Source organism: Micromonospora sp. CA-244673 (genome assembly GCF_050948395.1).
Lineage (GTDB): Bacteria > Actinomycetota > Actinomycetes > Mycobacteriales > Micromonosporaceae > Micromonospora.
The window spans coordinates 4,411,299-4,435,940 of the sequence record NZ_CP192019.1; the positions used below are offsets into that span (position 1 = coordinate 4,411,299).

A 24,642-nucleotide genomic window follows, 5' to 3' on the forward strand; every position below is an offset into this window, starting at 1 on the left:
CGCGGTCCTGCTCCTCTGTTACGTCTCGGCACTGTCGAGGTCGAGGTGGTGCCGGATCTCGGCCACGCGACTCCAGGGAAGTCCGGCGAACAACGGTCTCGCCCGGGATCCGAGGCCCTGTAGCCACCGGGCCGCCAACCCAGCCTCAACTGCCGACAGAACCTGGGCGCCCGCGCCCGCAGGCAGCACGAGCAGGACGGAACCCACGTCAGCCGGTGGCCACAGGGCGAGCCACTGTGCGATGCGCTCAGCCTGGGCGGTCGCCAGCAACACGGCAGCGGGTTGCGTCGGCATAGCGGCCAACCAAGCGGCGGCCTTCGAGTTCTGGACCGCGACCAGCATTCGGTAAGCCTTCGCGGGCTCCGTGGCAGCCAGAACCTCGGCAGCCGCTTCCACGGGAATGCACAGCAGAGTGGCGACAGCCGTCTCCGGCGGCACAAGTGCCATCATCGTGGCGGCCTTGGAGGCCGGCACCGCGACGGTCAGCCGGCCCAGCACCTTCGGTGCCAGCATCCTGAGAATCCGCTGACGATCTCGGAGCGTGAGGAAATCGACCAGCTCGTTGCTGGTCTCCGCTGAGACACCCGCGGACGTAGCAGCTGCGATGATCTCTGCGGCGGATTCGTATCGGACCGCCAACAGGAACTTCCTCGCCTCGACAGCGCCCACCTCGTCGAGGAGCTGGGCTGCGAGTACGGGGTTGAGCGACTCGAGAGTGGCCGCTAGCGCCGCACCATCCTTCGCGATGAGCGCCTTCAGGCTGCCCTGATGGACCTGGCTGGCGGCGACGAAGGCCGCCGCCGCGCCGAGGCACCCAGCCGTGTGGAGCCCGGACACGATTGCGTTCGCCGTCTCCGGGGCGCTGACGCCCGCGGTCACCCGATCGAAATCGGCTCCGCGGTCCAGCCGGTGCAGTTCGGCCAGGAGGTCGACCAGCCCGCCCGGATCGGCGAGACCACTGCCCGCGGCCTCCAAGACCCGATGAGCGTCGATCGGCCGCCCCTCGGACCGCAGCCGCTCGATCAGCTGGAGGACATCGGCACCCGAAAGTTCGGTCGCCGCCCGCACACAGACTGCCAGGGCCTGCTGGTAATGCCTGGCGCCCCGGAGAAGCCGCGCCAGAGTGCCCACCTCGTCGGCAGCGGCCGGCCGCCACCACGACAGCATGCGGCCGGCGGCGTCCTCGTCCGCCGCTTGGAGACTCTCGAACAGCTCAAATCCCCGGGTGGGATCGCCCTGAGCCAGGGTGGCAGCAGCCTCCAACAGGTCGTCCGCCTGGCTGTCGTGACCCGCCTTCCGCATCGCCTCGACAAGTGAGGCGACCTCGCGCGCCTCCCGATTCGCAACCTTCTCCACCGCGCGGGCGTAGAGCTTGAAGGCTTCCTCCTCTCTCCCCGCCACTCGCAGCGCGTCCCCGAGTTCGACCACCTGATCAGCGGAGAACGCGGCGGCGTTCCGCTCCAACAGCGCGTCCACCTCATCACGGAGCCCCACCGCCCAAAGGGCGGTGATGAGCCCCACCAGCGTGGTCGCGTCCGTAGATCTCCGCACGGTCATGTCGAGCAGGCGTCGAACGAGGTCGTGCTCGCGCGCGAGGCGCAGCTCCGCGGCATGGGCGGCTACTGCCGATCGCTCGCTGTCGACCAAGAACCTCAGCAGAGTGTCCGTCTGATCGATCAACTCCATCTCGCGCAGCGCTGCCAGGAGGAGGGCAACGTCCTCCTGCGGTCGCAGCGTGGCAGCCATCAACAGCCGGTCGGCTTCAGCGTCGCGTCCCGACTCAGCCAGAACGCCGACAAGAGCGGCAACTTCCTGGTCCGGACGCCGGACGGCTACGGCGTCGAGCAGGGCATCGGCAGTCGGCGGCTCGGTTTGGCGCAGCTCAACCAACTGGGCGGCCAGCTCCGCAGGCGCCATCCAGAGCGCGGGCTCAAGGCCGGCCGGCACGTCTGGCAGGTCGATGTCGGATGCCTTGGGCGGCGTCGGGGCCATGTTCCCGAACCTGTTGCGGACCAGAACGATCTTGCGGCCTTCATTGCGTGACCGCTGGTGCGGGATCGGATAGTTCTTGGCGGAGAGTTCGGTTCGTACGTGGAAGTACAACGCGTCAACATCGATCAAGCTGGTGGCGTGCGGCAATCCGGTAGCGATCGCGGTGATCAGTTCGCCGGTGAACGCTGTGTACTCCGCATCTACGGGCGCCATCGCGGCGTTGTACGGCGAGGTCGAGGTCATCACGTACGTACCCTCGATGCGGCTCTGGTCGGCGATGTGAGTCTGCCCGTCGCTCATCGCGCCGATCGCACTACCGCTGTGACAGCAGTCCAGGATCACCACCTTCCGCCCGCAATCCTCTGCGTTCAGCACGATTCGTCGTAGGTCGGCGTAACGGACCGCCTTGTGCAGGTTGCTGCTGTCGCCGCCGGGCAGACAGAGATGCAGTTCGGCGGTCTGACCGTCGAGCACACCGTGGCCGGCGAAGTAGACGATCAGTGTGTCCCCCGCCGCCTCGGCGGCCCGGTGCACTGCCCCGAGAACCTCGTCCATGGTGCCCGGGTCCTTGATGGCCTGGCAGTTCTCGGGGGGAATACCAAGGATCGTCGGATCGGTGAAGAGTCGGCTCAGCGCATCCACGTTGCGGCTGACCGCGGGAAGACCTGGCAACAGGTCGTAATTGCTGACGCCTACCAGCACCAGCTGCGTGCGGCTGGGATCGGGGAGCCTCACTGTTCCTCCGAATTCATCCGGTTCCACCGGTCGGCGGCAAGCCTCGATACGTCACCGCATGAGGCCGAATAGTCGCCGCCGGACGTGTTTCGATACCCCACTCAGGATTTCGGTGGACCGTGCGGGATGAACTCCTCTCAGGATGTTGGCAGCCGCTTCCTCCGGCATAGCCACCACCACCGCCGCCGCGATTTCGACCGGCAGCAGGCTGATCACCCGCGCAGCGCGCCCAACCGACATGTCGACGATTGTGATGGCGGCGAGATCCACAGGCACCGTCGCCAGGACGACCACCGCGAGGCGGGCAGGCACCTTGGCCACCGCTTCAGCGAACTGCTCCTCGGACAGGCCGGCCAGCAGCTGAACCGCACTGCCAACCGACATACGGCTCGCGGCGGAGGCCACCACGTCACTCGATACCGTGCTCGCGGCCCGCCCGGTCAGGTGATGCGGCAGCAGGCTGAGCAACTGGGCTGCTTGTTCGTCAGGCAGGTGGGGTGCCAACCTCGGCAGGTCTCGCTCCGGCATGTGGGCAACCAGGCGCTCGACAGGCACCTGCCGGAGAAGTTCAGGCATGGACGACAACCCGTCCTGCGCGAGCACGCCGGCCAGCAGCTCCCCGGGAAGCCTGGCTACCAGGGACGACGCTGCGGACATCGGCATCCGAGAAAGGACGGGCGCCACCGCTTCGGCGGGCAACCTGGCCACGAAGCCCGCCACCGCTTCCCGCTTACCGATTGCCACGAGCACGTCGCCGGCCTTGTCAGGCTCGACCAGGGAGAAGGCGGCGGCCGCCTTGTCGACCGGCAGCGCGGCCAGGAAGTCAGCCGCCGGCGTCGGTGGCACTTCCTGGACGACGATCGCGATGTACTCCGGGGGCATACGGGCCATGAGCGCGACGAACGCGGGACGCGGCTCGACGGCCGCCAGCATCCGGGCTGCCGCGGTCGGTCCAACGTTCGCCAGTAGATCCGTGGCTGACGCGGCGGCCAGCGACTCGACGAGAGCGACCGCATCCGACGGGCGCTGCCGTGGAATCAGTGTGACGAGGTTCGCCTGGAACGTTCCGCTGCCCGCCACCACCGCGTCGGCGACCTCGCCAAGGCTATTTGAGCGAAGAATCTCGACCAGCTTATTGACGATGTCGGGGTCGGCCACGCCGGCGACGACCCGCTTGAAGTCAGGGTAAGCCTGTGCGCTCCAGAGCTGCGCGAGCAGGTCCGCCAGGTCTTCATGCCCGTCGGTCCGTGAGCCGGCCGCTGTCAGGACACGGTTGGCATCAATCGGACGTCCTTCAGCGCGCAGGCACCGGACCAGCGCCACCGTGGCGGGGCCGGAGAGCCAGGCGGCCGTGTCGGTGCAGATTCGCAAGGCAGCCTCGGAAAAGCCGGCCTCGCGCAGCAGCTGAGCGAGGACCGCCGCGTCATTGTGGTCGGCGGCCCGCCAATGGTCGGTGATCATGACTGCGGCGGCATCAGGATCGAAGGAATGCAGGGCTCGGAACAACTCGGCCACCCTGGCCGGCGCCCCAACCGCAAGTCGCGTAGCCGAGGCAAGAATCAGCCCTGCCTGCCGCTCCCGGCCGGCCCCGCGCAGGGTGGCCACCAGTGAGGCGACGTCTGCCGCGTCCCGTGCCGCCACCTGTTCAGGGGCCCGGACGTAGAGGTCGAAGGCTTCCGTTTCGCGGCCCGCGACCCGCAAGGTGTCACCGATGACCACCAGTTGGGCAGCCGACAGTGTGCTGGAGTTGCGTTCGAGAAGCTGATCCACCTCTGCTCGCAGCCCCACTCCCCACAGCGCGGTGATGAGATCAACCAGTTCGGCTGCCTCCGAGCGAGCCCGCACCGCGTGGTCCAACAGCTCAGCTGCGATGCCGCCCTCACCGGCGGAGTAGAGCTCGTGGGCGCAGCCGGAGACCGCAGCAGTCGGCTCCCGCGCGACATGCTGCATGAGAGCCTCGGCCTGCTCCGGTAGGTCGAGCTCCAGCAGGGCTGACAGCAGGGGCGCCAGTTCGGATGTCGGGCGCGAGACCGTAGCCCTCAAGAGCCGGTCGGCTTCAGCGGCCTGGCCGTTCCCGACCAGCTCGAGCGCCAGGGCAGCCACCTCCTGCTCCGCACGATGCAGCGCAAGCACCGAGAGCAGATCTTCGGCCATCGGCACCGCGCCCTCGCGAAGCAGCGAAGACAAACGCTCCACGAGTTTGGCGGGCGGTTCTCCGAGCGCGGCGCGAAACGCTGGCGGTGGCTCCGGCCGCGCAGACCGGGCGGGATGGGGCGCCGGCACCACCGATCGGCCATGGCGGTTCCGGGCGACGACGAGCTTCCGACCCTCGTTGCGCGAGCGCTGCTGCGGGCTCGGAAAGTTCTTCGCCGTCAGTTCGTTGCGAACATGGAAGTAGAGCGAGTCGACGTCGATAACCTCAGCGGCATGCGGCAGCCCCGCTTCAAGCGCACTGATCAGCTCGCCGGTGAACGCCGTGTAGCGGGCGCCTACCGGGGCCATCGCCGGCCGGTCCATCGCGGCCGACGTCATCACATAGGTGCCTTCGATGCGGCTCTGGTCGGCGACCTGGGTCCGCTCGTCGCCCATCGCGCCGATAGCGTTCCCGCTGTTGCAGCAGTCCAGGATCACAATCTTCCGCTCGCACTCGTCCGAGTCGAGGATGACCCCGCGGAAGTCGTTGTACCCGACAGCCTTGTGCAGGTTGTCGTTGTCACCACCCGGAAGGCAGAGATTGAGCTCGGCAGTCCGGCTGTTGAGCACGCCGTGACCGGCGAAATAGACCACGAGTGTGTCCCGGGCCGCCTTCGCGGCCCTGTGCAGCGCGTCCAGCACCTCGTCGACGGTCTCGGGGTCATCCAGCACCGTGCAGTTCTCGGGCGGAAGTCCCCACACCTCCGGGTCGGTGAAGAGCTCGCGCAACCTCGTCAGGTTGTTGCGGACCGCGGGCAGCTCGGGCATACGACGATAGTCACTGACGCCGATGAGGACCATCCGCGACGCGAGCGGGTCAGGCAGTGCCATCAATCCGCTCCAGTCGCGCGGCTGCCTGCTCGACATCATTGGCAACCAGCCGCTCGTCCTCTCGGAGTTGACCACGCGGCGTCGAGGCGACCGCACGCATGCGATTCAAGAGCTGTTCAATTGCTTCCGCGGAACCGAGCACACTGGCGTCGTCTACGTCCACTTCGACATCGCCCACTCTCATGCGGACGCCGGTGATGCGGCGCTTCGCGGCGTGACGCCATTGCAGGTAAGCAGTCGCGAGATTGGTGACAGCGGTCAGCTGGGTCACCACGATCGTGACCACGTCCACCGCACCCATGCTGCCCTCAGGCGGAGGAGCCAGTTCGGCCCTGCCGTACGGCTTGACGGCCGGATGTCCCCGAAGCCACGTGACCAGGTTGGTGGCGGCCCACGCCGACTCCGGACCTTCCAGAATGATGGATATAAGCATGGGCTCCTCAATCTCGACACCCCGAGAGCACTCTCCCCGGTGCCGTCTCAAGATTCGTCGACCCAGCCAAGCGGACTCCGGACCCACACACAGTCAGATCTTGGTCACTTCGTCGCCACCCCTTCGGCTGGTTCGCATCGACCAGTGGAATCTCGATGGGACCGACCAGGTATGTGGCGCAGACCAGGTGACCTGCGGTTGCCCATCGTCGCGGTGGCGTGGCGGCCCGGAGCAGTTGGTCGTGAAACCGCCTCCTGCAGTCAGCAGCAGTGGTTGCGAGCAGCAGCGCTTAAGGGCCGGTGGAGCTGGGCGAAGCGCGAGCAGTGTCAGAGTCTTCCCTGAAATGCGCGACGGTATCGACCGCTGCCGTACCCGGCCGCGCCCAGTCTGGCGGTGATCCTCCCCGACGTACAGGCGCCGTGCCGCGACCGTGCCGCGAATGCCGGGTGAACGCTGGATGATCGACCACGGCCGGGCGGCACACGGGACCGCCCGGCCCGGGCCGGTCAGCAGCCGATCCGGCTGGCGCCCAGCGCCACGTCGTCGAACCAGAGGGTGTCGGCCGCGCCGCCGTAGCTCTCCCAGCCGAGTTTCAGGTCGGTGAGCCGCGGGCGCCAGGTACGGCCGTACCACTGCCCGTCGACGTCGTGGGTCGGCACGCCGTCGGCGGTCAGCCCGGTGACCGCCACGCCGTCGAGCCAGGTGCGCAACAGCCCGGCACTCCCGTCCACCATGAACTCCACGCAGGACCAGCGGCCGGTGGGCAGCGGCACGCTGAGGGCCACCCCGGCCGGGCTCTGCTCGGGCAGCGTCGCGTCGTCGGAGGCCCGGTTCCACTGCAGCGACCCGTTCTGCCCGCCCATGCGCAGGTCACGGTTGCCGTCGGCGGCGTCGGTCATGGCCAGGACGGTGACGTGGTCGGCGGGGAGCGCGGTGGTGTGGCGTACCCAGAGCCGGCCGTAGCGGACCGTCCCCACCGCGGACAGATCGCGGTTGGCCCGGACGAACACGTGGTTGCAGTAGCCGCCCCCGCCGTCGATCCGGACGGACCGGCCCCCGCCGTGCGCGGTGGCGGTGTCCACGGCGGCGCCGCCGGTGCCGGCGCAGTCCGGGTGCACCACCGTCCAGTCGCCCGAAGGCGTGGACCCGGTCTGGTTCTCGAACCCGTCGCAGAACACCGCGCCGGCGCAGCCGGCCGGCGGCGGTTCGGTCGGGCTCGGCGAGCTGGTCGGGCTCGGGGAGGTGGTCGATGTCGGGCTCGGCGAGAGCGTCGGGCTCGGCGAGAGCGTCGGGCTCGGCGAGAGCGTCGGGCTCGGCGAGAGCGTCGGGCTCGGCGAGAGCGTCGGGCTCGGCGAGAGCGTCGGGCTCGGCGAAAGCGTTGGCGTACCGGACGGCGAGGGTGGCGTGCCGTTGCAGGGCACGCCGTTGAGCGCGAAGCCGGTGGGGGCCGGCGCGGCCGCACCGACCGTGCCCTGGACGCCGAACTCGGTGGCGCCCCCGGCCGGCACGCTGCCGTTCCAGGTGGCGTTGCGGGCGGTGACGGTGGCGCCGGACTGGCTGACCACGGCGTTCCAGGCGCCGGTGATCCGCTGATCGCCGGGGTACGTCCAGCTGACCGTCCAGCCGTTCACGGCGGTGTCGCCGGGGGCGACGCGGACGGTGGCGGTGAACCCGCCGGGCCACACGTTGGGGCGGTAGTCGACCTGGCAGCCCTGCGCGGCGGCGGCCGGGCCGGCCAGCAGCGGGGCGACGACGGCGGCCGCCAGGGTGGTGACGGCCGCCACGACCGGGGCGAGGCGGGCGTGGGAGATCCTCATCGGGGTCCTCTCGGCGGACCGCCGGCCAGTCGACCGGCGGTGCGGGAAGCTGCGGGGACCTCGCGTGCCGGCGCGCGTGACGACGCGTACCGGATCTGCCCGGCTCGGGCGGGACGTTCAGCCGCCGTACGGCGGCGCCCGCCGGTCAATGTAGTGATGCCTGACGATGCGTGGCAAGGGGTGCGGGCGGGCGCCACCCGCCCGCACCCACCTCACCTACTGGGCGAACGCCTGGAACTCGGCGATCCGCACGTTCTGCGCCTGCGGGCTGGCCGTGGCGCAGTCGGTCGCCGCGCGCGGGTCGGCGTCCTGCTCACCGGCGTAGTCCGGCGCGCCGGTGCACTGGTTGGTCAGCACCTCGACCCGCAGGTGGGTCGCCTTGATGCGCGGGATGTCGAACGACCGCATGATCAGCTCCGGCGCCCGGGGCCGGGGGGCCACCGAGGGGAAGGCGTCCGCCGGGCTCGTGTAGACCACCCGGAAGTCCGCGGCGTCGGCGCAGGTCACCGCCTTCTTCGCCTCGCACGCGAGCACCCGGAACTGCCGCGCCGCGGAGAACCGGCTCTGCGTACCGGCGTCCGGGTCACCGGCGACCGGCGGGCGCGGCATGGCGCTGACCTGCACCCGGCGGACCTGCTGGGCGCCACCGGCCAGGTCGACGGTGACCTGCCGCCCGGCGACCGGCGCCCCCAGCGAGGCCCAGTTGGTGGCCTCGTCGTCGTCGGCGATCTTCGCGAGGTTGATCCCGTCGCCGCTGACGACCGCACCGGCGCTGGTGGAGGCCAGGTTGCGACGCAGCTTCACCTCCAGGTCGCGGACCTGGCCGGCCTTGACCGTGACCGGACCGATCCGGCGGTGCCCGTAGCCCGGCGCCCGGACGACGAACTCGTAGGTCCCGGGGACCAGGCTCACGCGGTCGGTCAGCGGGGTGGCCGCGTCGGTGTCCGCGACCGGCACGGCCCGGGCCTGGTACCGGCCGACGAAGAGCTGCGCCCCCGGCACGACCTCGTCGTCACCCTCCGGCGTGAACCGCAGGGTTCCCTCCCTGGCGTACGGGGACGTGAAGCCGGGGGTCGGGTCGGTGTCGGCGTTGCCCACGCTGGCCGCCGCCTCGCCGAGACCCCGGGCGGCGAAGGCGTTCCAGAGCAGGTCCTGGTTGGCCCCGCCGAAGCGGATCCGGTCGGCGGCGAGCATCGCGTCCCGGGCGTCGACCATGCTCACCTGGCTGACCGCCATCAGCAGGAACGAGTCGAAGACGAGCTGGACCCACCGCCGGTTGCCCGGGCACGCGGTGACCGGTGTCGCCCCGTCGGCGCAGGACTTCTGCAGGGCCGCGTTCCCGGCGCCGTAGCGGCGCATCATGGCCGCCCGGATGTCGGCGTTCGTCGCGCTCCAGACCTCACCGGAGGCGTGCACCTGGAGGCCGACGAAGTCGTAGTCGATCGCGCTGTAGTTGAGCGGGCTCTCGCTCATGTTGTAGTTGCGGATGCCGGCGCGCGGGTCGCCGGTGGTGTACTCGCCGATGGTGAAACCGCGCCGGCCCGGCGCCGCGTACCCGTGCTCGTAGAGGTATTCCATGGCGAGCTGGTCCGACCAGCTCTCGCTCATCCCCTGCGGGGAGCTGACCCCGGCGCTGGGGCCGGCGATCATCCGGCCGCTGATGGCGTGGCCGTACTCGTGGGCGATGACCGACATGTCGAAGTCGCCGTCGACGCAGGGCGCGTAGAACGAGCCCGCGCTCGGCTGCCACAGGTACATGTTGGTGGTCGGGGCGATGCCGTCGGGCGGGGTGATCTGGTTGGCGTTGTTGCGGGCGGCGAAGGCCGGCGGGCCGCCGCTGACGCCGCCGGCCTGCGCGTTGCCCTTGCTCCGGGTCGCTGGCCAGCCCGCCGCGGCCGAGGTTGTCCCGCTGCATGTTCCAGGTCGCCTCGGTGAAGCCCAGGTGGTACGACCAGTCGTGCATGCGGTTGTGCATCGCGAACAGGTTCGCCCGCGCCGCGTCGATGTCGTTGGCCTGCGGCGAGGTGAAGGTGTCCGGGCTACACTTCTGCTCGTACCACTGGTTGGTCCACGGGTACGCGTAGTTCCGGTCCGGACGCGGGGTGGCAGTCTCGGTGCCCACGCTGAACGGGTCGTTGCTGAACCAGTTCTGCACGGCGATCGCGTTGTTGCCGTTCGTCGTGGTGGTGGACGTTCCGGTGGCCGGGTCCACGTCCCACGCGAGATGCCCGGGGACACCGACCACCTCGTCGCAGCCTGCCGCCGCTCCGGCGCACCAGCGCACCCGGGTGTCGGTGGAGGACTTGTCCACCGACGGCGAGTTCGGGAAGACCTCCCACGACGGGTTGTCCACGTCGTGGTCGACCAGGTCCTCGCGGACCAGCACGCTGCCGTCACGGGCGTCCACGTAGGTGGCGAAGGCCGCCGGGTCCGCGCCCGTGACGTCCGCGCCGAGAACCACCTCGTACGCCGCCCGCGGCCCCCGGTCCGCCGTCGGCACCGCGACCAGCGAGGTACGCAGGACGGTCGGCCCGGTCAGCCCGGCGTCGGCCGCCGCGGCCTCGCGCGCCTGGTCGGCGCTGATCGTGGCTGGGGCGGGGGTCCCGCCGTCGCGGGCCAGGGACGAGCTGACGTGCCAGACCTTCCCGTCGCGGACGCCGACGGCCAGCATGCCGTCGACCGCGGCGGGCAGGTCGCCGAAGCGCTGCCGGAACAGCACGGTGGCGCCGTCGCCCATCGGCGCCACGGTCAACTGCTCCAGCGCGGCGGCGCCCTCTTCCGTCAGCCCCAGCACGTCCCGGTTCGCGGCCACGTAGGCCCGCGCGGCGGCGGCCGGGTCGGTGGGCAGCCCGGCGGCGAGCGGCCGATCGGTCGGAGTCAGGGTGGCGGGGGTGCCGAAGTCGGTCCAGCGGACCCGCGCGCCGAGTACCGCGGCCCGGTCCCGCTGGCGGTCGGTCGGCGCGGTCCGGCCCTTCCGGTTGTCCTTCGTCTTGGCGTCGTGGCGGTCGCCCGGCAGGTTGCCGGGCTGCGCCTGGGTCGGGGTCTCGTCGCGGGGTGCCGCCTGGCCGCCAGCTCCTGCGGTCAGGACCATTCCGGCCGCGAGTAGCAGCGCGGTGGCCCCCGTCGTCGCACGCGATGGTGTGCGCACGGTCCCTCCTGTCGTCGAACGGCGATGTCCGTCCTGCCATCCGACCAGCCCGGGTGGACCATCAACACCAGCCGAACATCCATAGATGGGGCTGTGTCGATGCGGGCGTAGCGCAGTTGCTGGAGTGCGGACGGGCGCCGGGCGACTACTTGGCGCGGATCACGCGGCCTTGAAGACCGTGTCCACGTGCCACTCGACAAACTCGGCGTTGGGCCTGTCGCCCCGCCGCTCCGCTGTGGCTCAGCCGGCCAGGTCCGCCCGGCGGGCGAGGATGGCGGACTCAGCCGGCCAGGTCCGCCCGGCGGGCGAGGATGGCCAGGGTCTCCCGGCGTACCTCGTCGGCCTCGTGGACCAGGCGACGGTGGGCGAAGCGGACCACCAGGATGCCGACGGTCGCCAGCAGCGCGTCCCGGCGCGGGTCGATCTCCCGCTGCCGGGGGTCGCCGTGCGTGGCGGCGCCGTCGAGCTCGATGTTGACGCGCTCCCGCTCGGCGAACAGGTCCAGGTACATGGTGCGGGGTCCGACGCGTACCCGCGCCTGGCGGCGGAAGACCGGCATTCCCGGGCCGGTGAAGACGTGCTCGTGTCCCCAGATCTCCAACGGGCTGCGGCAGCCCTCGGTGAGACGCACCAGCAGCGTGCGGAGCGCTGCCCGGTCCGGCAGCCTGGGCACGGTGCCCAGGGCCTCCACCAGCCGCTCAGCCGTGGTGAGCCGATCGTTGACCGCCCGGATCACCGGTGCTCGCCGCTCTCCGGGCGGCAGCATCGGCCACGAGTCGACGAGGGCCTGTTCGAGCCGGGTCACGGTGAGGCCCCGCCGGACCACCACGTGCGGCGGCACGAGGAAGAGGCCCTGACGCCGGTGCACGGCCACCCCGGGCCGACTGCGGATGCCCGCGCCGGCCGGGGCGCTCAGGTGCAACAGGTCACCGGCCCGCAGCCGGCGCATCCCCCATATCGCGAGCGCGCTGAGGTGGCTGAGCGCGCCCCGCCCGTCGGCCCACAGGTCGGCCGCACGAAGGCCCAGGGCAGGGTCGAGCCGGCCGATGGTCGCAGGGCCGTTGCGATGTTCCGGTCGATCATTCAGCAGGTGCGCCGCCACGAACACCTCGGGCAGCACCCGCACCAGGTCACCCCTGGCGCACGCCCGCCACAGCGTCCACTCCGGCACTACCTGCTCGGCCCCCGCACGGGTCACCAGGCCGCCGCCCCGCTCCACCAATTCCCGAAGCACCGGATTCACACCCCGACCCTGCGGCCCGACGGCCGTCTCCCCCAACAACCCGAACCACCGCCTGTGCAAAACCACCGACTGTGGACAACCCCCGCAAGCTTCGCGCGACCTGCTACGGCCGCCTGGATCGTTGACGGCTCAGGTGCCGGGTCGTCGGCGTGTCCAGTCGCCCGTCCGTCAGCGATCGTGACGTCCACGAGCGGCACACCGGTGCCGGGTCCTCGGCGTGCCCAGTCGCCTGTCCGTCAGCGATCGTGATGTCCACGAGCGGCACGCCGGTGCCGGGTCGTCGGCGTGCCCAGTCGCCCGTCCGTCAGCGATCGTGACGTCCAGGAGCGGCGCGCCGGCGGCTGCGCGGTCCCGCGCGGCTGCCGTGCGCCGCTGCGCCGGCTTGTTAGCGTGGAGCCGCGGAGGGGCGGCCTGGCGCCTCCGCACACCCCTCGAACGGCCGCACCGACCCCGCCCGACGGGGCCGCACGACGCGCGGCTGCTCGACCGGAGAGGGGTGCGATGACCGGGACGCCCGGCGAAGACGACAGCTCCCACGCCGGCGAGACGATCGGCAGCTCCCGCGCCGGCGAGACGGACACCGGCTGCCGCGCCGCCGAGACGAGCGGCAGCTCTCGCGCCGCCGAGACGAGCGGCAGCTCTCGCGCCGGCGAGACGGCCAGCGGCAGCCCGGGGGGCGGCCGCGGCTGGAGCGTCGAGGGCGGCCGGGGCTGGGTACCGACGCGGGACCGGTGGGAGGGGTGGCTCGCCCGGGCGCGGGAACTCTGGTCGGTCGCGTGGCGCGGGGCGAAGCGGTTGTGGAGGGCGGCCCGGCCCGTGCTGGAGCAGCTGCGGTGGCAGGAGATGGAGTCCGCACCCGTGACGCTCGTCGACCGGCGGGCGGCGCCGACCCTGCTGGTGCCGGCTCAGGGGCAGGTCTACCACTTCGTCGTCCGAACGACCTTCACCTGGACATCCGACCACGCGCGGCCGGAACTCTTCGGCTGGTACGTCGACCAGTTCCAGCCCCGGGCGATGCAGCGGCTGCGGCGCATCGCGGTCCGGTGCGCCGCGGATATTCCGCCGGATCAGCCCCGGGCGTTCGCGCTCGCGCTGGACGACGCCATGACCGGCGACGACACCCTCCCCTGGGGTTACGAGCGCGGCGGCGTGAGGTTCACCTGTGAGCCGGACGTGTCCGTCCACCTGGACGAGCCGGTCCGCGAACTGCTCCGGCCGTACTGGGACAAGCGCATCGCGCTGGAGTGGAAGCGCGACCTCGAGCGCCGACGTGCGGAGTACGCCGAGGAGGAACGCAAACGCCGGCCGACGAAGACGCAGGACGACGGTGCCGAGCCGACGGCCGGCATGCCGGAGGCACAGGACAACGGAACCCGGCCGGAGGCGAGCATGCCGGAGGCACAGGACAACGGAGCCCGGCCGGAGGCGGGCACGCCGGAGGCGCAGGACAACGGAGCCCGGCCGGAGGCGAGCATGCCGGAGGCACAGGACAACGGGGCCCGGCCGGAGGCGGGCACGCCGGAGAGACAGGACAACGGAGCCCGGCCGGAGGCGAGCATGCCGGAGGTGCTCCGGGAGGAGCACCCGCCACGCCAGCGAACGGCCGAGGGTGATGGCGCGGCGCGACGCGCGGCCGAGCCGGGCCAGCGGGAGGCCGGGGCGAGCGGCGTCGGGCGGCGTCCGGGCGAGCCGGGCCAGTGGGAGGCCGGTGCGGGAGACGCGCGGCCGGGGCCCCGGCCGCCCGACTCCCCGGTGGAGCAGTGGACTCCGCTCGAACCCTTCCCGCAGCCGCCCGCTCCGCATCCCGCCCCCGGGCAACGACCGGCGCCGGCACCGCAGGGCGAAACGACGCCGACGTCGGCGCAGCCGGGCGAGACCACCCCGGCGCCGGGTGACCCGGACAGCCCGGGGCCGCCCGACGCCTGAGCTGCCGGGCCGATGTCGACCATCTCGACGTGCCCGGCGAGCGGCGCCGTGGTGGACACCGGGCATGTGCCGCTCACCGCCGCCCGGTCAGCAGTTGTTGGTGCTGGTCTGGTTGCGCTTGAGGTAGTCGGACCAGGTGACGCCTTGGACGACCGAGACGACGACGCTGCCGTCGTGGATCTGCTCGTAGTGCAGGTGCGGGCTGAGGTCGTACTTCGCCGAGGAGGCGCCGACCTTGCCGATGACGGCGCCCCGGTTCACGGTGTCGCCCTTGGCGACCAGCCGCTCGCTGAGGTGGGCGTAGCGGGTGCGCCAGCCGTCACCGTGGCCCATGACGATGGTGTGGCCGTAGCCGGTGGTGGTCGAGTAGTACGACTCCAGCACGGTGCCGCCGGCGCTGGCGACCACCCGGCGGCCCAGGTCGTCGGGGTTGCCGTTCGCGTCGTAGTGGTTCCAGTCGATGGCGTGGGCCGGGCTGTGCCCGTTCCAGTTGTTGCCCTGCCACGTCTGGCCGCACAGGAACGGCATCCGGAAGCCCGGCCGGGCGGCCTGCGCGGGCTGCACCCCGGTCAGCGCACCGACGACGACGGCAACCGTCAGCAGCGCGGGCACGCGCAACCGGGCGGCGGTGAACGAAAGCGACATCGGTCCCCCTCTTGATCGCCAGTGATGCGGACCGATGCTAGTGACGGCTTTCGGCTAGGTAAACAGCTACACACGTGAATGCCTGACAAGCAACCGGCACAGGCGGCGAGGCGATGCAGCCCTTGCGGGGTGGCATCCGACCCGGAATGAGGCGGCCAACCGGCAACCGGTGCTGCTGTCCAGGGGCATGCCGGGTCAACAGGAGTCGCAGTCCCCGCTGACAGGCAGTTGGACGCCGCAGGTCGGGCATGTCGGCTGACGAGGTTTCGGAGCAAGAGCGCGTCGGCGCTTCACCGCTGCCTCCAGCGTCGGAGCGAGCGCAGGCGACCCGCCGTCGGGCGGCAGTCCTGCCGCATTGAAGGTCCGGTAACAGCTGAGACGGGCATCTGCGGCATGTCGCTCGCGGTCCATCTCATCTTCGACCGGTGGCTCTCCGGCTACCTGGAGCACCTCCTTGTATCCCACCCCGACTTTGCCGTCGTCGGTGTGCACGACCAAGGCGGTGAGCGGTGGGTCCCCGCGACGGTGTGCCTCATGCACGACTCGGCCAAGGACAGAACCAACCCAGTTGTGCAGGAGAGCCGACGTACGGATGCCGGACCTGGCCTGGACCTGGTCTCCGAGTTCCTTGTAGGTGATGACCGCGTGATACCTCCGCGCCACTCCGACCAGGATGTCGTACGCGTGGCGGCCCCAGATGTCCCAGGCCTCCTCGGCACCGACGGACTCTCCGGACTCCCTCCAGTACCCGCGTTGCTGAATCATGGTCCCCCTCTTTTGCGGCCATCGCCATGCCCAAAGAGGAGGGTAGAGCGACCGAGCGCCGTGGTGTCTCTTCATCGCCAGGGAATCTGATGGGGACTCGCCCGCAAACAACTCCGCCGCCCGCACATCACGGTTGGGCGGATCTGCTCCTAGGGCGCGGCGACGTCCGGCTGGGGGCGGCGGGCCGCCAGGAACCCGGCCAGCCCCATCACGTCCTCGGTGGCCAGGAAGGCGCCCCGGGCGTTGAGCAGAGCCTCGTCGGCGTGGGCGAGGCAACCCCAGACCGTGTCGCCCCACGAGTCGGCGAGCTTCACCTCGGCCGGTTCCGGGCAGGGCTCGCCACGGGGGCTGCCGATCTGGCAGCGGGCCGGGGCGCCGTCACGCCGGGCGACCGCCTCGGCCGCCTCCCGGATCAGGGAGAACCGGGCCTCGGCGTCGCCGCGCGCCTGCGTGGGCACGGCCCGGCGCTGCCCGTACAGCACGGTGTTGCCGTCGGGGTCCGTGGTGCGGCACTCGCCGCCGGGGGCGTGTGCGGGGTGGCCCACCGGCTCGACGAGGTGCCCGGCGGAGGTGAGGCGGTCCGTCGTCGCGGCGAGGTCGTCGACGTAGAGGTAGACGAGCAGCGGCAGTTCGACGGTGACGAGGCGCGGCTTCACGGCGGCCAGCAGCAGGGTCAGGTCTCCGCACTGGAGGTGGCACCAGCGGGAGCCGCCGTCGCCGCCGCTCCGCTGCTCGGTGTAGCCGAACAGCTCGTAGAACCCTCGGGCGGCGTCGGCGTCCGCGACGTACAGCACCGGCACCTGGGCCTGCACTCCGTTCCGCATCGCGCCACTCTAGCGATCGGGGACGTGGGAATCACGTCTTGCGGATCAGGTTTCCGGGATCGGGTCAGGCGGCGAGCGCCGCGTACCGGCCGGCGTGGTCGAGCAGGCTCTCGTGGGTGCCGGACTCGACGATGCGGCCGTGGTCGAGCACGGCGATCTGGTCGGCGTCGCGGACGGTGGACAGGCGGTGCGCGATGGTGATCACGGTGCGGCCCCGGGCCAGCTCGTCGAAGGCCCGCTGCACGGCGCGCTCGGTCTCGGTGTCCAGCGCGCTGGTCGCCTCGTCCAGCACCAGGATCCGCGGGTCGCGCAGCAGCGTCCGGGCGATGGCCAGGCGCTGCTTCTCGCCGCCGGAGAACCGGTGGCCGCGGGAGCCGACCACCGTGTCGTACCCGTCAGGGAGCGCGGCGATGAGGTCGTGGATCTGGGCGGCGCGGGCGGCGGCCTCGATGTCGGCGTCGGTGGCGTCCGGCTTCGCGTACCGGAGGTTGTCCCGCACGGTGGCGTGCAGCAGGTAGGTCTCCTGGCTGACCACGCCCACGACGGCGGCCAGGTCCGCCAGGCGCAGGTCGCGCAGGTCGACGCCGTCGACGGTGATCCGGCCGGCGTCGGGGTCGTGCAGGCGGCTGATCAGCGCGGCGAGCGTGCTCTTGCCGGAGCCGGTCTCGCCCACGACGGCCAGGCTGGTGCCGGCCGGTACGTCCAGGCTCACCCCGGCCACGGCGGCCGTGTCGCTGCCCGGGTAGCTGAAGGTGACGTCGGAGAAGCGCAGGTGGCCGCGGACCCCGGCCGGGTCGAGTTCGACCGGCCGCGCCGGGTCGGCGACCTCGACGGGCAGGTCCAGGTATTCGAAGATCCGGGCGAACAGTGCCATCGAGGCGGTGAGCGAGACGCCGACGTTGAGCAGGCCCATGAGCGGCCGGAACAGGTTGCCCTGCAGGGCCGTGAAGGCGACAAGGGTGCCGATGGTGAGCGTGCCGGCGGTGCCGGGCAGGCCGGCGCCGAGGTAGATGACGGCCGGGATGGCCGCGAAGATCACCGTCATGGAGGCCATCCGCCAGCGGCCGGCCAGCTCCGAGCGGAGTTCCAGGTCGACGAGGCGGGCCGAGGAGGTGGTGAACCGGTCGACCAGCGTCGCGCCGGCGCCGAGGGTCTTGGCCAGCTGTACGCCGCTGATCGACAGCCCCTCCTCGATGGTGACGTTGAGGTCGGCCAGCTCGCGCTGGCGGCGGGCGGTGATCTCCCGGCGCAGCCGGGCCACCCGCCGGGTCAGCCAGATGGCGGGCGGCAGCACGACCACCGAGACGAGGGTGAGCCGCCAGCTCAGCGCGACCATGGCGATCACCGTGGCGATGACGGTGGTGAGGTTGGCGGCGATCGAGGTGGCGGTGGAGGTGACCACGGCCTGCATGCCGCCGATGTCGTTGGTGATCCGCGACTGCACCTCGCCGGTGCGGGTGCGGACGAAGAAGCCGATCGACTGGCGCTGGAGGTGGGTGAAGACGTCGGTGCGCAGCCGGTGCATGACCTCCTGGCCCACGCGGGTGGAGATCCAGGTCTGCGCCACGCCGAGCACGGCGGTCACGGCGGCCACCCCGACCATGCCCGCGACCAGCCAGGCCAGCAGGGTCAGGTCGCGCTCCGGGAGGGCCCGGTCGATCACGGTACGCAGGAGGAACGGCGACGCCATCGCGATCACGGACGACGCCACGATGATCGCCACCACGGCGGCGAGCGGGCCGCGGTGGGCGGTGAAGAGGCCGCCGATCCGGCGCAGCGACACCTGGCGGGCCTGTGTCTTCTCGGCGGGGGTCACGGTGGTCCGGCCGCCGCCGCGGCCGTCTCGGAATCCGTCCAAGGGGGTGCTCTCTTTCGTCGGGGGCATTGCTGAGGTTACCTCATCATGAGGTAGCAACAGCATGTGCTGCTACCGTATTCCGGTGACCGGCAGCGACGACGAGGAGAGCCTGGCCGAGACGTTCTGGGCCGTGGCCCGGCGGCTGCGCCACCAGTCCAAGCGCACCCTCGAACCCTGGGAGATCAACCCGGGGCACGCCCGGGCGCTCGCCGTGCTCATGCGGCACGGCGCGGTCCGGCTCAGCGCGCTCGCCGAGCACCTGCGCATCGCGCCCCGCTCCGCCACCGAGGTGGTCGACGGCCTGGCCGAGCGCGGGCTGGTCGAGCGCCGGCCCGACCCGGTCGACCGGCGGGCCACCCTGGTCGCGCTCACCGGCGAGGGCGAACGGGTCGGCGAGGCCATCCGGGTGGCCCGGGCCGCCGAGGCGGAACGGTTCTTCGGCGCTCTCGATCCGGCCGACCGGGACGAGCTGACCCGGATCCTGCGCCGGCTACGCGACGACTGACCGGCCAGCGCCGGCCGCACCGCGGTGGTCAGCGCAGGCCGGCGGCGATGCCGTCGACGAGCAGCGCGCCGATGGTGCGGGCCAGCGTGGCCCGGGCCGCCGCCACGTCGAGGCCCATGGCGTCGCGCATCATGGCCCACGCCGCCCAGGTGCAGGCCACGGTCAGCGCGTCCAGCAACTGCTCGCGGCCCGTCCCCGCGTGCGCCAGCTCGGGCTCGAAGACCAGCTCGATCTCGTGCCGGACCCGGGCGATGGCCGCCTCCCGGTTGCGCCGCAGCTGCGGCGAGAACGGCTCCCGCAGCGCCGAGGCGCGCGCCGAGGGCGCCAGCACCTCCAGCATCTCGGCCCGCTGGTCGCAGAACTCCGCGATGCGCCGGGTGAGCGGCAGCTCGGCCGGGATCGGCTGCCAGAGCGCGTCCAGTCGCTCGCCGACCCGGAGCCCCGTCGCGGCGAACAGGGTCTCCATGTCCTTGAAGTTGGTCCACAGGGTGCGCAGGGACACCCCGGCCCGCTCGGCGATGCGTTCCCCGGTGGGCCGCAGGTCGCCCTCGTCGATGAGCGCCAGGTGCGCCTCGACGATGGCGGCCCGGGTCCGCTCGGCCCGCGCCGACCGGCCGTCCACCCGCGCCGGCGCGTCGGCGTCCACCTCGATCATGCGTCCGCCCCCTGTGCGTAGCTCCTGCCCGGCGCGGCTTGCCCGCCCCGGTGGCGTCACGCCGGACTGGTGCACTCTACGTGCGCGTCGGCGGGCGGCCGCCACCGCGGTGACGGCCGCCCGGCGCGTGGTCAGGTCGTCGGGATGGCGTCCGCCGGCGGGGCGGTCGGCGGCTCGCTGAACTCGGTGACCGCGGCGTCGCCGTCGTCCGTGGTGTATGTCGGGCCGAAGTACGCCTGCGCGCCGTTCTGGACCTTGTTCAGCCGCACGCCGCTGTAGCCGGCGTGCACGCTGTCGCTGTACCGGAACGGGGTGAGGCCCGGCCCGCGGAAGCCGCCCTTCTGCACGGCCTCGACCAGCTTCTCCCGGGTCGGGTCCTTGCCGGCGGCGAGCAGCGCCTGCACGAAGGTGTACGCCATCGAGTAGCCGTAGATCGCGTTGCCGTCGATCGGGTTGGCCGAGTTGTACTTCTGGTGGATCTTGGTGAACTCCTGGATCCACGGGTTGGCCGTGTCACCCACCATCGGCAGGTAGTTGTCGGCGACCATGCCCTCGAGGATCACCTTCTTGTCGCCGAGCTGGTTGGACAGCGTCGTGTAGTCGGCGCCCACGTTGGACACCACCCACTGCGCCCGGAACCCCTGCCCGGCGGCCTGGCCCATGGCCAGCGCCGTGAAGCCCGGGATGCTCGCCGAGATCACCACCTGGCAGCCGGCCGCCTTGAGCGCCCCGATTGCCGGGCCGACCTGCTGGTTGGTGGTGGTGTAGGTCTGCTTCGCCGCCACCGCGCCGAGGACCTTCTCCACCCCGGCCAGGGAGTCCCGCCCGAAGTCGTCGTTCTGCCCGAAGTGGCAGACCTTGGCCCCCGGGAACTGCTGCTTGACCCAGGTGGCGAGGACCTTGCCCTCGACCGTGTAGTCGGGCTGCCAACCGAACGTGGTCGGGTACTTGTCGGGCTGGTTCCAGTTCCGGCTGCCGGAGGAGACGAAGAGGTCCGGCACCTTCTGGGTCTTGACGAACTCCAGCACGTTGGTGTGGGTGGGGGTGCCCAGCCCGCCGAGGAGCGCGAAGACCTTGTCGTCGAGGACCAGCTTGCGGACCACGTTCTCGGTGTTGGCGGGGTTGTAGCCGTCGTCCATGACCTTGTAGACGATCTTCCGGCCGTTCACCCCGCCCTTGCTGTTGACGTGCTCGAAGTACGCCTTCGTGGCGGCGGAGATCTTCGAGTAGCCGGGCGCGGCGGGGCCGGTGAGCGGCTGGTGGGTGCCGATGACGACCTCGGTGTCGGTGACGCCGGGGACGTTCTCGGCGGCCTGCTTCGCGTCGTCGGCGCAGGCCGGCACGGCGGCCAGCAGGGCGAGGCCGGTGGCGGCCGCGAGTATGCGGCGGGTGGTGGGACGCATGGTTCTCCATTCCGGTGCGGCGGTGCGAACGGGTGGGTGGAACCGGGGTGGCTCAGTTCTCCGGCGCGCGGCGACGGGCGCGCAGCCGGGCGGCGACGGTACGGACGGCGCCGTGCAGGCCGCCCGGCGCGGCGAGCATGACGACGATGAGGATCAGGCCGAACACGGCCAGCGCGAGGTTGCCCTCCAGCCGCTGGGCCAGGCCGCCCGACAGGCTGAACGTCTCGGTGAGCAGGCTCGGCAGGTCCTGGAGCGCGACCAGCAGCACGGCGCCCCAGACCGCGCCGGCGAGGCTGCCGAGCCCGCCGATCACGATCGCCATGAGCAGGAACAGCGACAGTTCCAGGGGGAACTTTCCCGGGGCGACGGTGGCGGTGAGCACCGCATACACGCCGCCGCCGAGGCCGGCGCAGCCGGCGCTGACCACGAAGGCGAGGACCTGGGTGCGGGCGACGTGGATGCCGGCGAGCCGGGCCGCCACCTCGTCGTCCCGTACGGCGCGCAGTGACCGGCCGAACCGGCTGCGCACCAGGTTGGCCAGGAGCAGCACGGTCACCAGCGCGGCGAGCAGCGCGACCCAGGCCAGCCACCGTTCCGGCTGGAAGTAGGCCCCGAGGAACGCCGGCGGGGTCTCGGCCGGGAAGCGCAGCCCCTGCTCGCCGTTGAACACCCCGGTGAAGATCGTGCTGAGGGCCGGCACCAGCGTCGCCACGGCGAGGGTGACGCCGGCCAGGTACGGCCCGCGCAGCCGGGCGGCCGCCAGCCCGATGACCAGCCCGGCCAACGCGGTCGCCGCGACGGCGGCCAGCAGCGACAGCGGCAGGATCCACCGGCCCTGCACGCCCCGCTCGTCGAACGCCCGCTGCACCAGCGCCACCGTGTAGGCGCCGGTGGCCATCAGCGCCCCGTGCCCGAGCGAGAGCTGGCCGTTGAGCCCGACCAGCACGGTGTAGCCGGCGGTGACGCAGAGGAACGCGCACACCCGGGCCACCTGGAGGTTCTGATACGGCGCGAGCTGGTTGGTGAGCAGCACGACCAGGGTGCCGGCGAGCACCGCCCCGGCCAGGTGGCGCAGCAGGGTCGACCCGCGCGGGCCGGCGGTGGCTGGCGCGCCGGGCAGCAGCCGGCGCAGCGGGGACGGCCCGGCGGGCCGGTCCACCCCGGACCGGGCGGAGGGGCGGGTGGCGGTCACACGTGCCTCGCTCTCGCACTGGAGAAGAGCCCGCCGGGGCGGACCAGGAGGACGGCCAGCAGCAGCACCAGGACGGCCAGCGGGGTGGTGTCCGGGCCCAGGTAGCCGGTGACGTACGAGAGGATCAGGCCGACCAGCAGGCCGCCGACGACCGCACCGGTCGGGCTGTCCAGGCCGCCGACCACGGCGGCGGTGAACGCGACGACGAACACCAGGTCCATGGCGTGCGGGTGCAGCCCCAGCCCGGTGGGCACGACCAGCATCCCGGCGAGCGCGCCGACCGCGGCGGCGAGGGCCCAGCCGAGGGTGAGCATCCGGCTCACGTCGACGCCGAGCAGCCGGGACACCTCGGGGGCGAACGCGGCCGCCCGCATCCGCAGGCCGATCGGCGTGCGGGTGAACAGCAGCGCGAGCAGCACCACGACCACCAGGACGGCGCCGAGCACCCACAGGTCGTAGGGCGAGAGCGCGGCGACCCCGCCGAGGGTGAGCGCGTCGGTGTCGAACGGGGCGGCGGCCGGCCGGTAGCCGTTGCCGAAGACCATGCCGAGCACCGCCTGGATGAGCAGCACCAGGCCGAGCGCCACGATCACCTCGTTGAGCGGGTTGGCGTGCCCGACGAAGCGCATGAGCACCCGTTCGACCAGCGCGCCCAGGAGCAGGCCGGCGAGCACGGCGGCGCACAGGCCCAGCCAGTAGGAGCCGGTCGCGGAGGCCACCGCGTAGCCGACGTACGCGGTGGCCACGGCCATCGCGCCCTGGGCGAAGTTGACCAGCCGGGCGGCCCGCCAGATGAGCACCAGGGCCAGGGCGAACGCGGCGTAGACCGCGCCGGTGGAGAGCCCGCCGAAGGTGAGGAACAAGAACCGGTCCAATCGCGGATCCTTCCTGCTCGACGGGCCGTCAGAACCCGAGGTACGCGTGCCGGAGCTGGTCGTCGTCGCGCAGCCGGGCCGCCGGGGCGGCGGTCACGACCCGGCCGAGCGACATCACCACGCCCTGGTCGGCGACGGAGAGGGCGCTGCGCACGTTCTGCTCGACCAGCAGGACGGTCAGCCCCCGCTCGTCGCAGAGCCGGCGCAGCAGCGCCATGATCTGGGCGGTCACCTTGGGGGCCAGGCCGAGCGACGGCTCGTCGAGCAGCAGCAGCCGGGGGCGGGCGATCAGCGCCCGGCCGAGGGCGAGCATCTGCCGCTCCCCGCCGGAGAGCTGGTGCCCGGCGTGGCGCCGCCGGCGGGCCAGGGCCGGGAACAGCTCGTACACCTCGTCCTGGGCCCGGCGGGCGTCGTCCCGGTCGCCGCGCCAGAGCCCGCCCAGGCGCAGGTTCTCCTCCACGGTCAGCTCGGCCACCACGCCCCGCCCCTCGGGGACGTGCGCCAGGCCGCGCCGGACCAGCCGTTCGACGCGGACGCCGCGCAGGTCGGCGCCGTCGAAGCGGACCCGGCCGCCGGTGGGCCGCAGCAGACCCGAGAGGGTACGCAGCAGGGTGGTCTTGCCGGCCCCGTTGGCGCCGAGCACGGCGGCGATGGTCCCGGCGGGCACCTCGAAGGTCACGTTCCGCAGCACCGGCACCGGCCCGTAGCCGGCGCTCACCGCCTCGACCTCCAGCACCGCGGTCACGACCCGGCCCCCGCGGCCTCGGCCGGCACGTCGGCGCCGAGGTAGGCCTCGGTGACCAGCGGGTCGTCGCGGACCTCGTCGGGGGTGCCGGCGGCGATGACCCGGCCGAAGTCGAGCACCACCAGCTCCTGGCAGACGGCCATGACCAGGTCCATGTGGTGCTCGACGAGCATCACCGAGCAGGCGCCGCCGGCCCGCTCGGGCAGGGTGCGGACCAGCTCGGCCAGCTCGGCGACGTCGTCGGCGCCCAGCCCGCCGGCCGGCTCGTCGAGCAGCAGCAGTCGGGGCCGGGCGATCAGGGCGCGGGCCAGGGCGACCCGCTTGCGCACCGCGTACGGCAGGGTGGTCGGGGCGGCGCCGGCGTGCGCCGCGACGCCCAGCTCGGCGAGGAGGTCGAGGGCCTCCCGGCGCAGCCGCCGCTCGTCGCGGTCGCTGCGCGGCAGGCCGAACAGGGCGGTGGCGAAGCCGGCCCGGGCCGCGTGGCTGGCGCCGGCCACCACGTTCTCCAGCACGGTGAGCCCGGGGAAGAGGCCGACGCCCTGGAGCGTGCGGGCGATGCCGAGGTGGGTGAGCCGGTGCGGGCGGGGCCGGAACGGCCGGCCGTCCAGTGTGAGCGATCCGCTGGTCGGCGGGACGAAGCCGCAGACCACGTTGAACAGGGTGGTCTTCCCGGCGCCGTTGGGGCCGATCACGCCGACGATCCGGCCGGGCGGGACCCGCAGCGAGACGTCGTCGAGGGCGACGAGCCCGCCGAACCGGACGCCGACACCGTGCAGCGCCAGGTCGATGCCGTCCGCGGGGGTGGGGGGTGGGCTCATCTTCACCTCGGGAGAGGACGCGGCGTCGGGGGTGCGCGG

The 24,642-nt window shown here is 72.2% G+C and carries 18 protein-coding genes and 1 pseudogene; 2 read left to right on the plus strand and 17 right to left on the minus strand.

Features of this window, described 5'->3' with window-relative positions; all coding sequences use genetic code 11:
- Window positions 1–18 precede the first annotated feature (18 nt).
- The 7 genes and pseudogenes from ACQP12_RS20570 to ACQP12_RS20600 form a co-directional block, all read right to left on the minus strand.
- Window positions 19–2,727, minus strand: coding sequence for a caspase, EACC1-associated type (locus ACQP12_RS20570; RefSeq protein WP_433281128.1), 2,709 nt, complete (start codon window positions 2,725–2,727; stop codon window positions 19–21).
- 51 nt (window positions 2,728–2,778) lie between these two features.
- Window positions 2,779–5,751 carry a caspase, EACC1-associated type gene (locus ACQP12_RS20575; protein WP_433281130.1) on the minus strand — a complete coding sequence of 991 codons (2,973 nt, stop codon included), beginning with the start codon at window positions 5,749–5,751 and terminating at the stop codon, window positions 2,779–2,781.
- Entirely contained in the window at window positions 5,738–6,184 is a 447-nt protein-coding gene (locus tag ACQP12_RS20580) for an effector-associated constant component EACC1 (RefSeq protein ID WP_433281132.1), read from the minus strand. Before ACQP12_RS20580 ends, ACQP12_RS20575 begins: the two co-directional genes overlap by 14 nt.
- Window positions 6,185–6,690: 506 nt before the next feature.
- On the minus strand, window positions 6,691–8,001 hold the full coding sequence (locus ACQP12_RS20585; protein WP_433281134.1) for a cellulose-binding domain-containing protein: 1,311 nt from the start codon (window positions 7,999–8,001) through the stop codon (window positions 6,691–6,693).
- 216 nt (window positions 8,002–8,217) lie between these two features.
- On the minus strand, window positions 8,218–9,759 hold the full coding sequence (locus ACQP12_RS20590) for a M36 family metallopeptidase (protein WP_433281136.1): 1,542 nt from the start codon (window positions 9,757–9,759) through the stop codon (window positions 8,218–8,220).
- Between the two features lie 172 nt (window positions 9,760–9,931).
- Window positions 9,932–11,092 (minus strand): annotated as a pseudogene (locus tag ACQP12_RS20595) (M36 family metallopeptidase); the annotation flags it as partial.
- Between the two features lie 337 nt (window positions 11,093–11,429).
- Window positions 11,430–12,383: a DUF559 domain-containing protein gene (locus ACQP12_RS20600; protein WP_433281138.1), complete on the minus strand. Its 954-nt coding sequence runs from the start codon at window positions 12,381–12,383 to the stop codon at window positions 11,430–11,432.
- A gap of 510 nt (window positions 12,384–12,893) precedes the next feature.
- On the opposite strand from ACQP12_RS20600, the gene ACQP12_RS20605 reads away from it, so the two are divergent.
- Entirely contained in the window at window positions 12,894–14,318 is a 1,425-nt protein-coding gene (locus ACQP12_RS20605) for a hypothetical protein (protein WP_433281140.1), read from the plus strand.
- Between the two features lie 87 nt (window positions 14,319–14,405).
- Here ACQP12_RS20605 and ACQP12_RS20610 read toward each other — a convergent pair whose 3' ends face one another.
- From ACQP12_RS20610 to ACQP12_RS20625, 4 genes are all read right to left on the minus strand, one after another.
- Entirely contained in the window at window positions 14,406–14,963 is a 558-nt protein-coding gene (locus tag ACQP12_RS20610) for a M23 family metallopeptidase (RefSeq protein WP_433281142.1), read from the minus strand.
- A gap of 195 nt (window positions 14,964–15,158) precedes the next feature.
- Window positions 15,159–15,728 carry a hypothetical protein gene (locus ACQP12_RS20615; RefSeq protein WP_433281144.1) on the minus strand — a complete coding sequence of 190 codons (570 nt, stop codon included), beginning with the start codon at window positions 15,726–15,728 and terminating at the stop codon, window positions 15,159–15,161.
- A 149-nt stretch (window positions 15,729–15,877) separates the two neighbouring features.
- Window positions 15,878–16,552: a VOC family protein gene (locus tag ACQP12_RS20620; protein ID WP_433281146.1), complete on the minus strand. Its 675-nt coding sequence runs from the start codon at window positions 16,550–16,552 to the stop codon at window positions 15,878–15,880.
- 64 nt (window positions 16,553–16,616) lie between these two features.
- Window positions 16,617–18,410: an ABC transporter ATP-binding protein gene (locus tag ACQP12_RS20625; RefSeq protein WP_433281148.1), complete on the minus strand. Its 1,794-nt coding sequence runs from the start codon at window positions 18,408–18,410 to the stop codon at window positions 16,617–16,619.
- 82 nt (window positions 18,411–18,492) lie between these two features.
- Here ACQP12_RS20625 and ACQP12_RS20630 point away from each other — a divergent pair, with 82 nt between their 5' ends.
- Window positions 18,493–18,915 (plus strand): MarR family winged helix-turn-helix transcriptional regulator, encoded by a 423-nt coding sequence (locus tag ACQP12_RS20630; protein WP_357943373.1) that lies wholly within the window; start codon window positions 18,493–18,495, stop codon window positions 18,913–18,915.
- 28 nt (window positions 18,916–18,943) lie between these two features.
- On the opposite strand, the gene ACQP12_RS20635 is transcribed toward ACQP12_RS20630, so the two are convergent.
- The 6 genes from ACQP12_RS20635 to ACQP12_RS20660 form a co-directional block, all read right to left on the minus strand.
- Complete coding sequence (locus tag ACQP12_RS20635; RefSeq protein ID WP_433281151.1) at window positions 18,944–19,570, minus strand: TetR/AcrR family transcriptional regulator; 627 nt, start codon at window positions 19,568–19,570, stop codon at window positions 18,944–18,946.
- Window positions 19,571–19,701: 131 nt separating this feature from the next.
- A complete protein-coding gene (locus ACQP12_RS20640) occupies window positions 19,702–20,973 on the minus strand; it encodes an ABC transporter substrate-binding protein (protein WP_357943377.1) in 1,272 nt (423 codons plus the stop codon).
- A 52-nt stretch (window positions 20,974–21,025) separates the two neighbouring features.
- The gene (locus tag ACQP12_RS20645) at window positions 21,026–22,165 is read right to left on the minus strand and encodes a branched-chain amino acid ABC transporter permease (protein ID WP_433281153.1); all 1,140 of its coding nucleotides are present in this window, start codon (window positions 22,163–22,165) and stop codon (window positions 21,026–21,028) included.
- Window positions 22,162–23,040, minus strand: coding sequence for a branched-chain amino acid ABC transporter permease (locus ACQP12_RS20650; RefSeq protein WP_357943381.1), 879 nt, complete (start codon window positions 23,038–23,040; stop codon window positions 22,162–22,164). Before ACQP12_RS20650 ends, ACQP12_RS20645 begins: the two co-directional genes overlap by 4 nt.
- Window positions 23,041–23,068: 28 nt before the next feature.
- On the minus strand, window positions 23,069–23,785 hold the full coding sequence (locus ACQP12_RS20655) for an ABC transporter ATP-binding protein (protein WP_433281156.1): 717 nt from the start codon (window positions 23,783–23,785) through the stop codon (window positions 23,069–23,071).
- A complete protein-coding gene (locus ACQP12_RS20660; protein WP_433281158.1) occupies window positions 23,782–24,603 on the minus strand; it encodes an ABC transporter ATP-binding protein in 822 nt (273 codons plus the stop codon). The genes ACQP12_RS20655 and ACQP12_RS20660 overlap by 4 nt, the downstream gene beginning before the upstream one ends.
- Between the last annotated feature and the right edge of the window lie 39 nt (window positions 24,604–24,642).

Excerpts from the sequence above, each read along its gene's own strand:
- ACQP12_RS20615 (WP_433281144.1), bottom strand. The coding sequence starts at position 15,728 with ATGATTCAGCAACGCGGGTACTGGAGGGAGTCCGGAGAGTCCGTCGGT.
- ACQP12_RS20585 (WP_433281134.1), bottom strand. The coding sequence starts at position 8,001 with ATGAGGATCTCCCACGCCCGCCTCGCCCCGGTCGTGGCGGCCGTCACC.
- ACQP12_RS20660 (WP_433281158.1), bottom strand. The coding sequence starts at position 24,603 with ATGAGCCCACCCCCCACCCCCGCGGACGGCATCGACCTGGCGCTGCAC.
- ACQP12_RS20620 (WP_433281146.1), bottom strand. The coding sequence starts at position 16,552 with ATGCGGAACGGAGTGCAGGCCCAGGTGCCGGTGCTGTACGTCGCGGAC.
- ACQP12_RS20640 (WP_357943377.1), bottom strand. The coding sequence starts at position 20,973 with ATGCGTCCCACCACCCGCCGCATACTCGCGGCCGCCACCGGCCTCGCC.
- ACQP12_RS20610 (WP_433281142.1), bottom strand. The coding sequence starts at position 14,963 with ATGTCGCTTTCGTTCACCGCCGCCCGGTTGCGCGTGCCCGCGCTGCTG.
- ACQP12_RS20580 (WP_433281132.1), bottom strand. The coding sequence starts at position 6,184 with ATGCTTATATCCATCATTCTGGAAGGTCCGGAGTCGGCGTGGGCCGCC.
- ACQP12_RS20590 (WP_433281136.1), bottom strand. The coding sequence starts at position 9,759 with ATGTACCTGTGGCAGCCGAGCGCGGGCTCGTTCTACGCGCCCTGCGTC.
- ACQP12_RS20575 (WP_433281130.1), bottom strand. The coding sequence starts at position 5,751 with ATGGCACTGCCTGACCCGCTCGCGTCGCGGATGGTCCTCATCGGCGTC.
- ACQP12_RS20635 (WP_433281151.1), bottom strand. The coding sequence starts at position 19,570 with ATGATCGAGGTGGACGCCGACGCGCCGGCGCGGGTGGACGGCCGGTCG.
- ACQP12_RS20605 (WP_433281140.1), top strand. The coding sequence starts at position 12,894 with ATGACCGGGACGCCCGGCGAAGACGACAGCTCCCACGCCGGCGAGACG.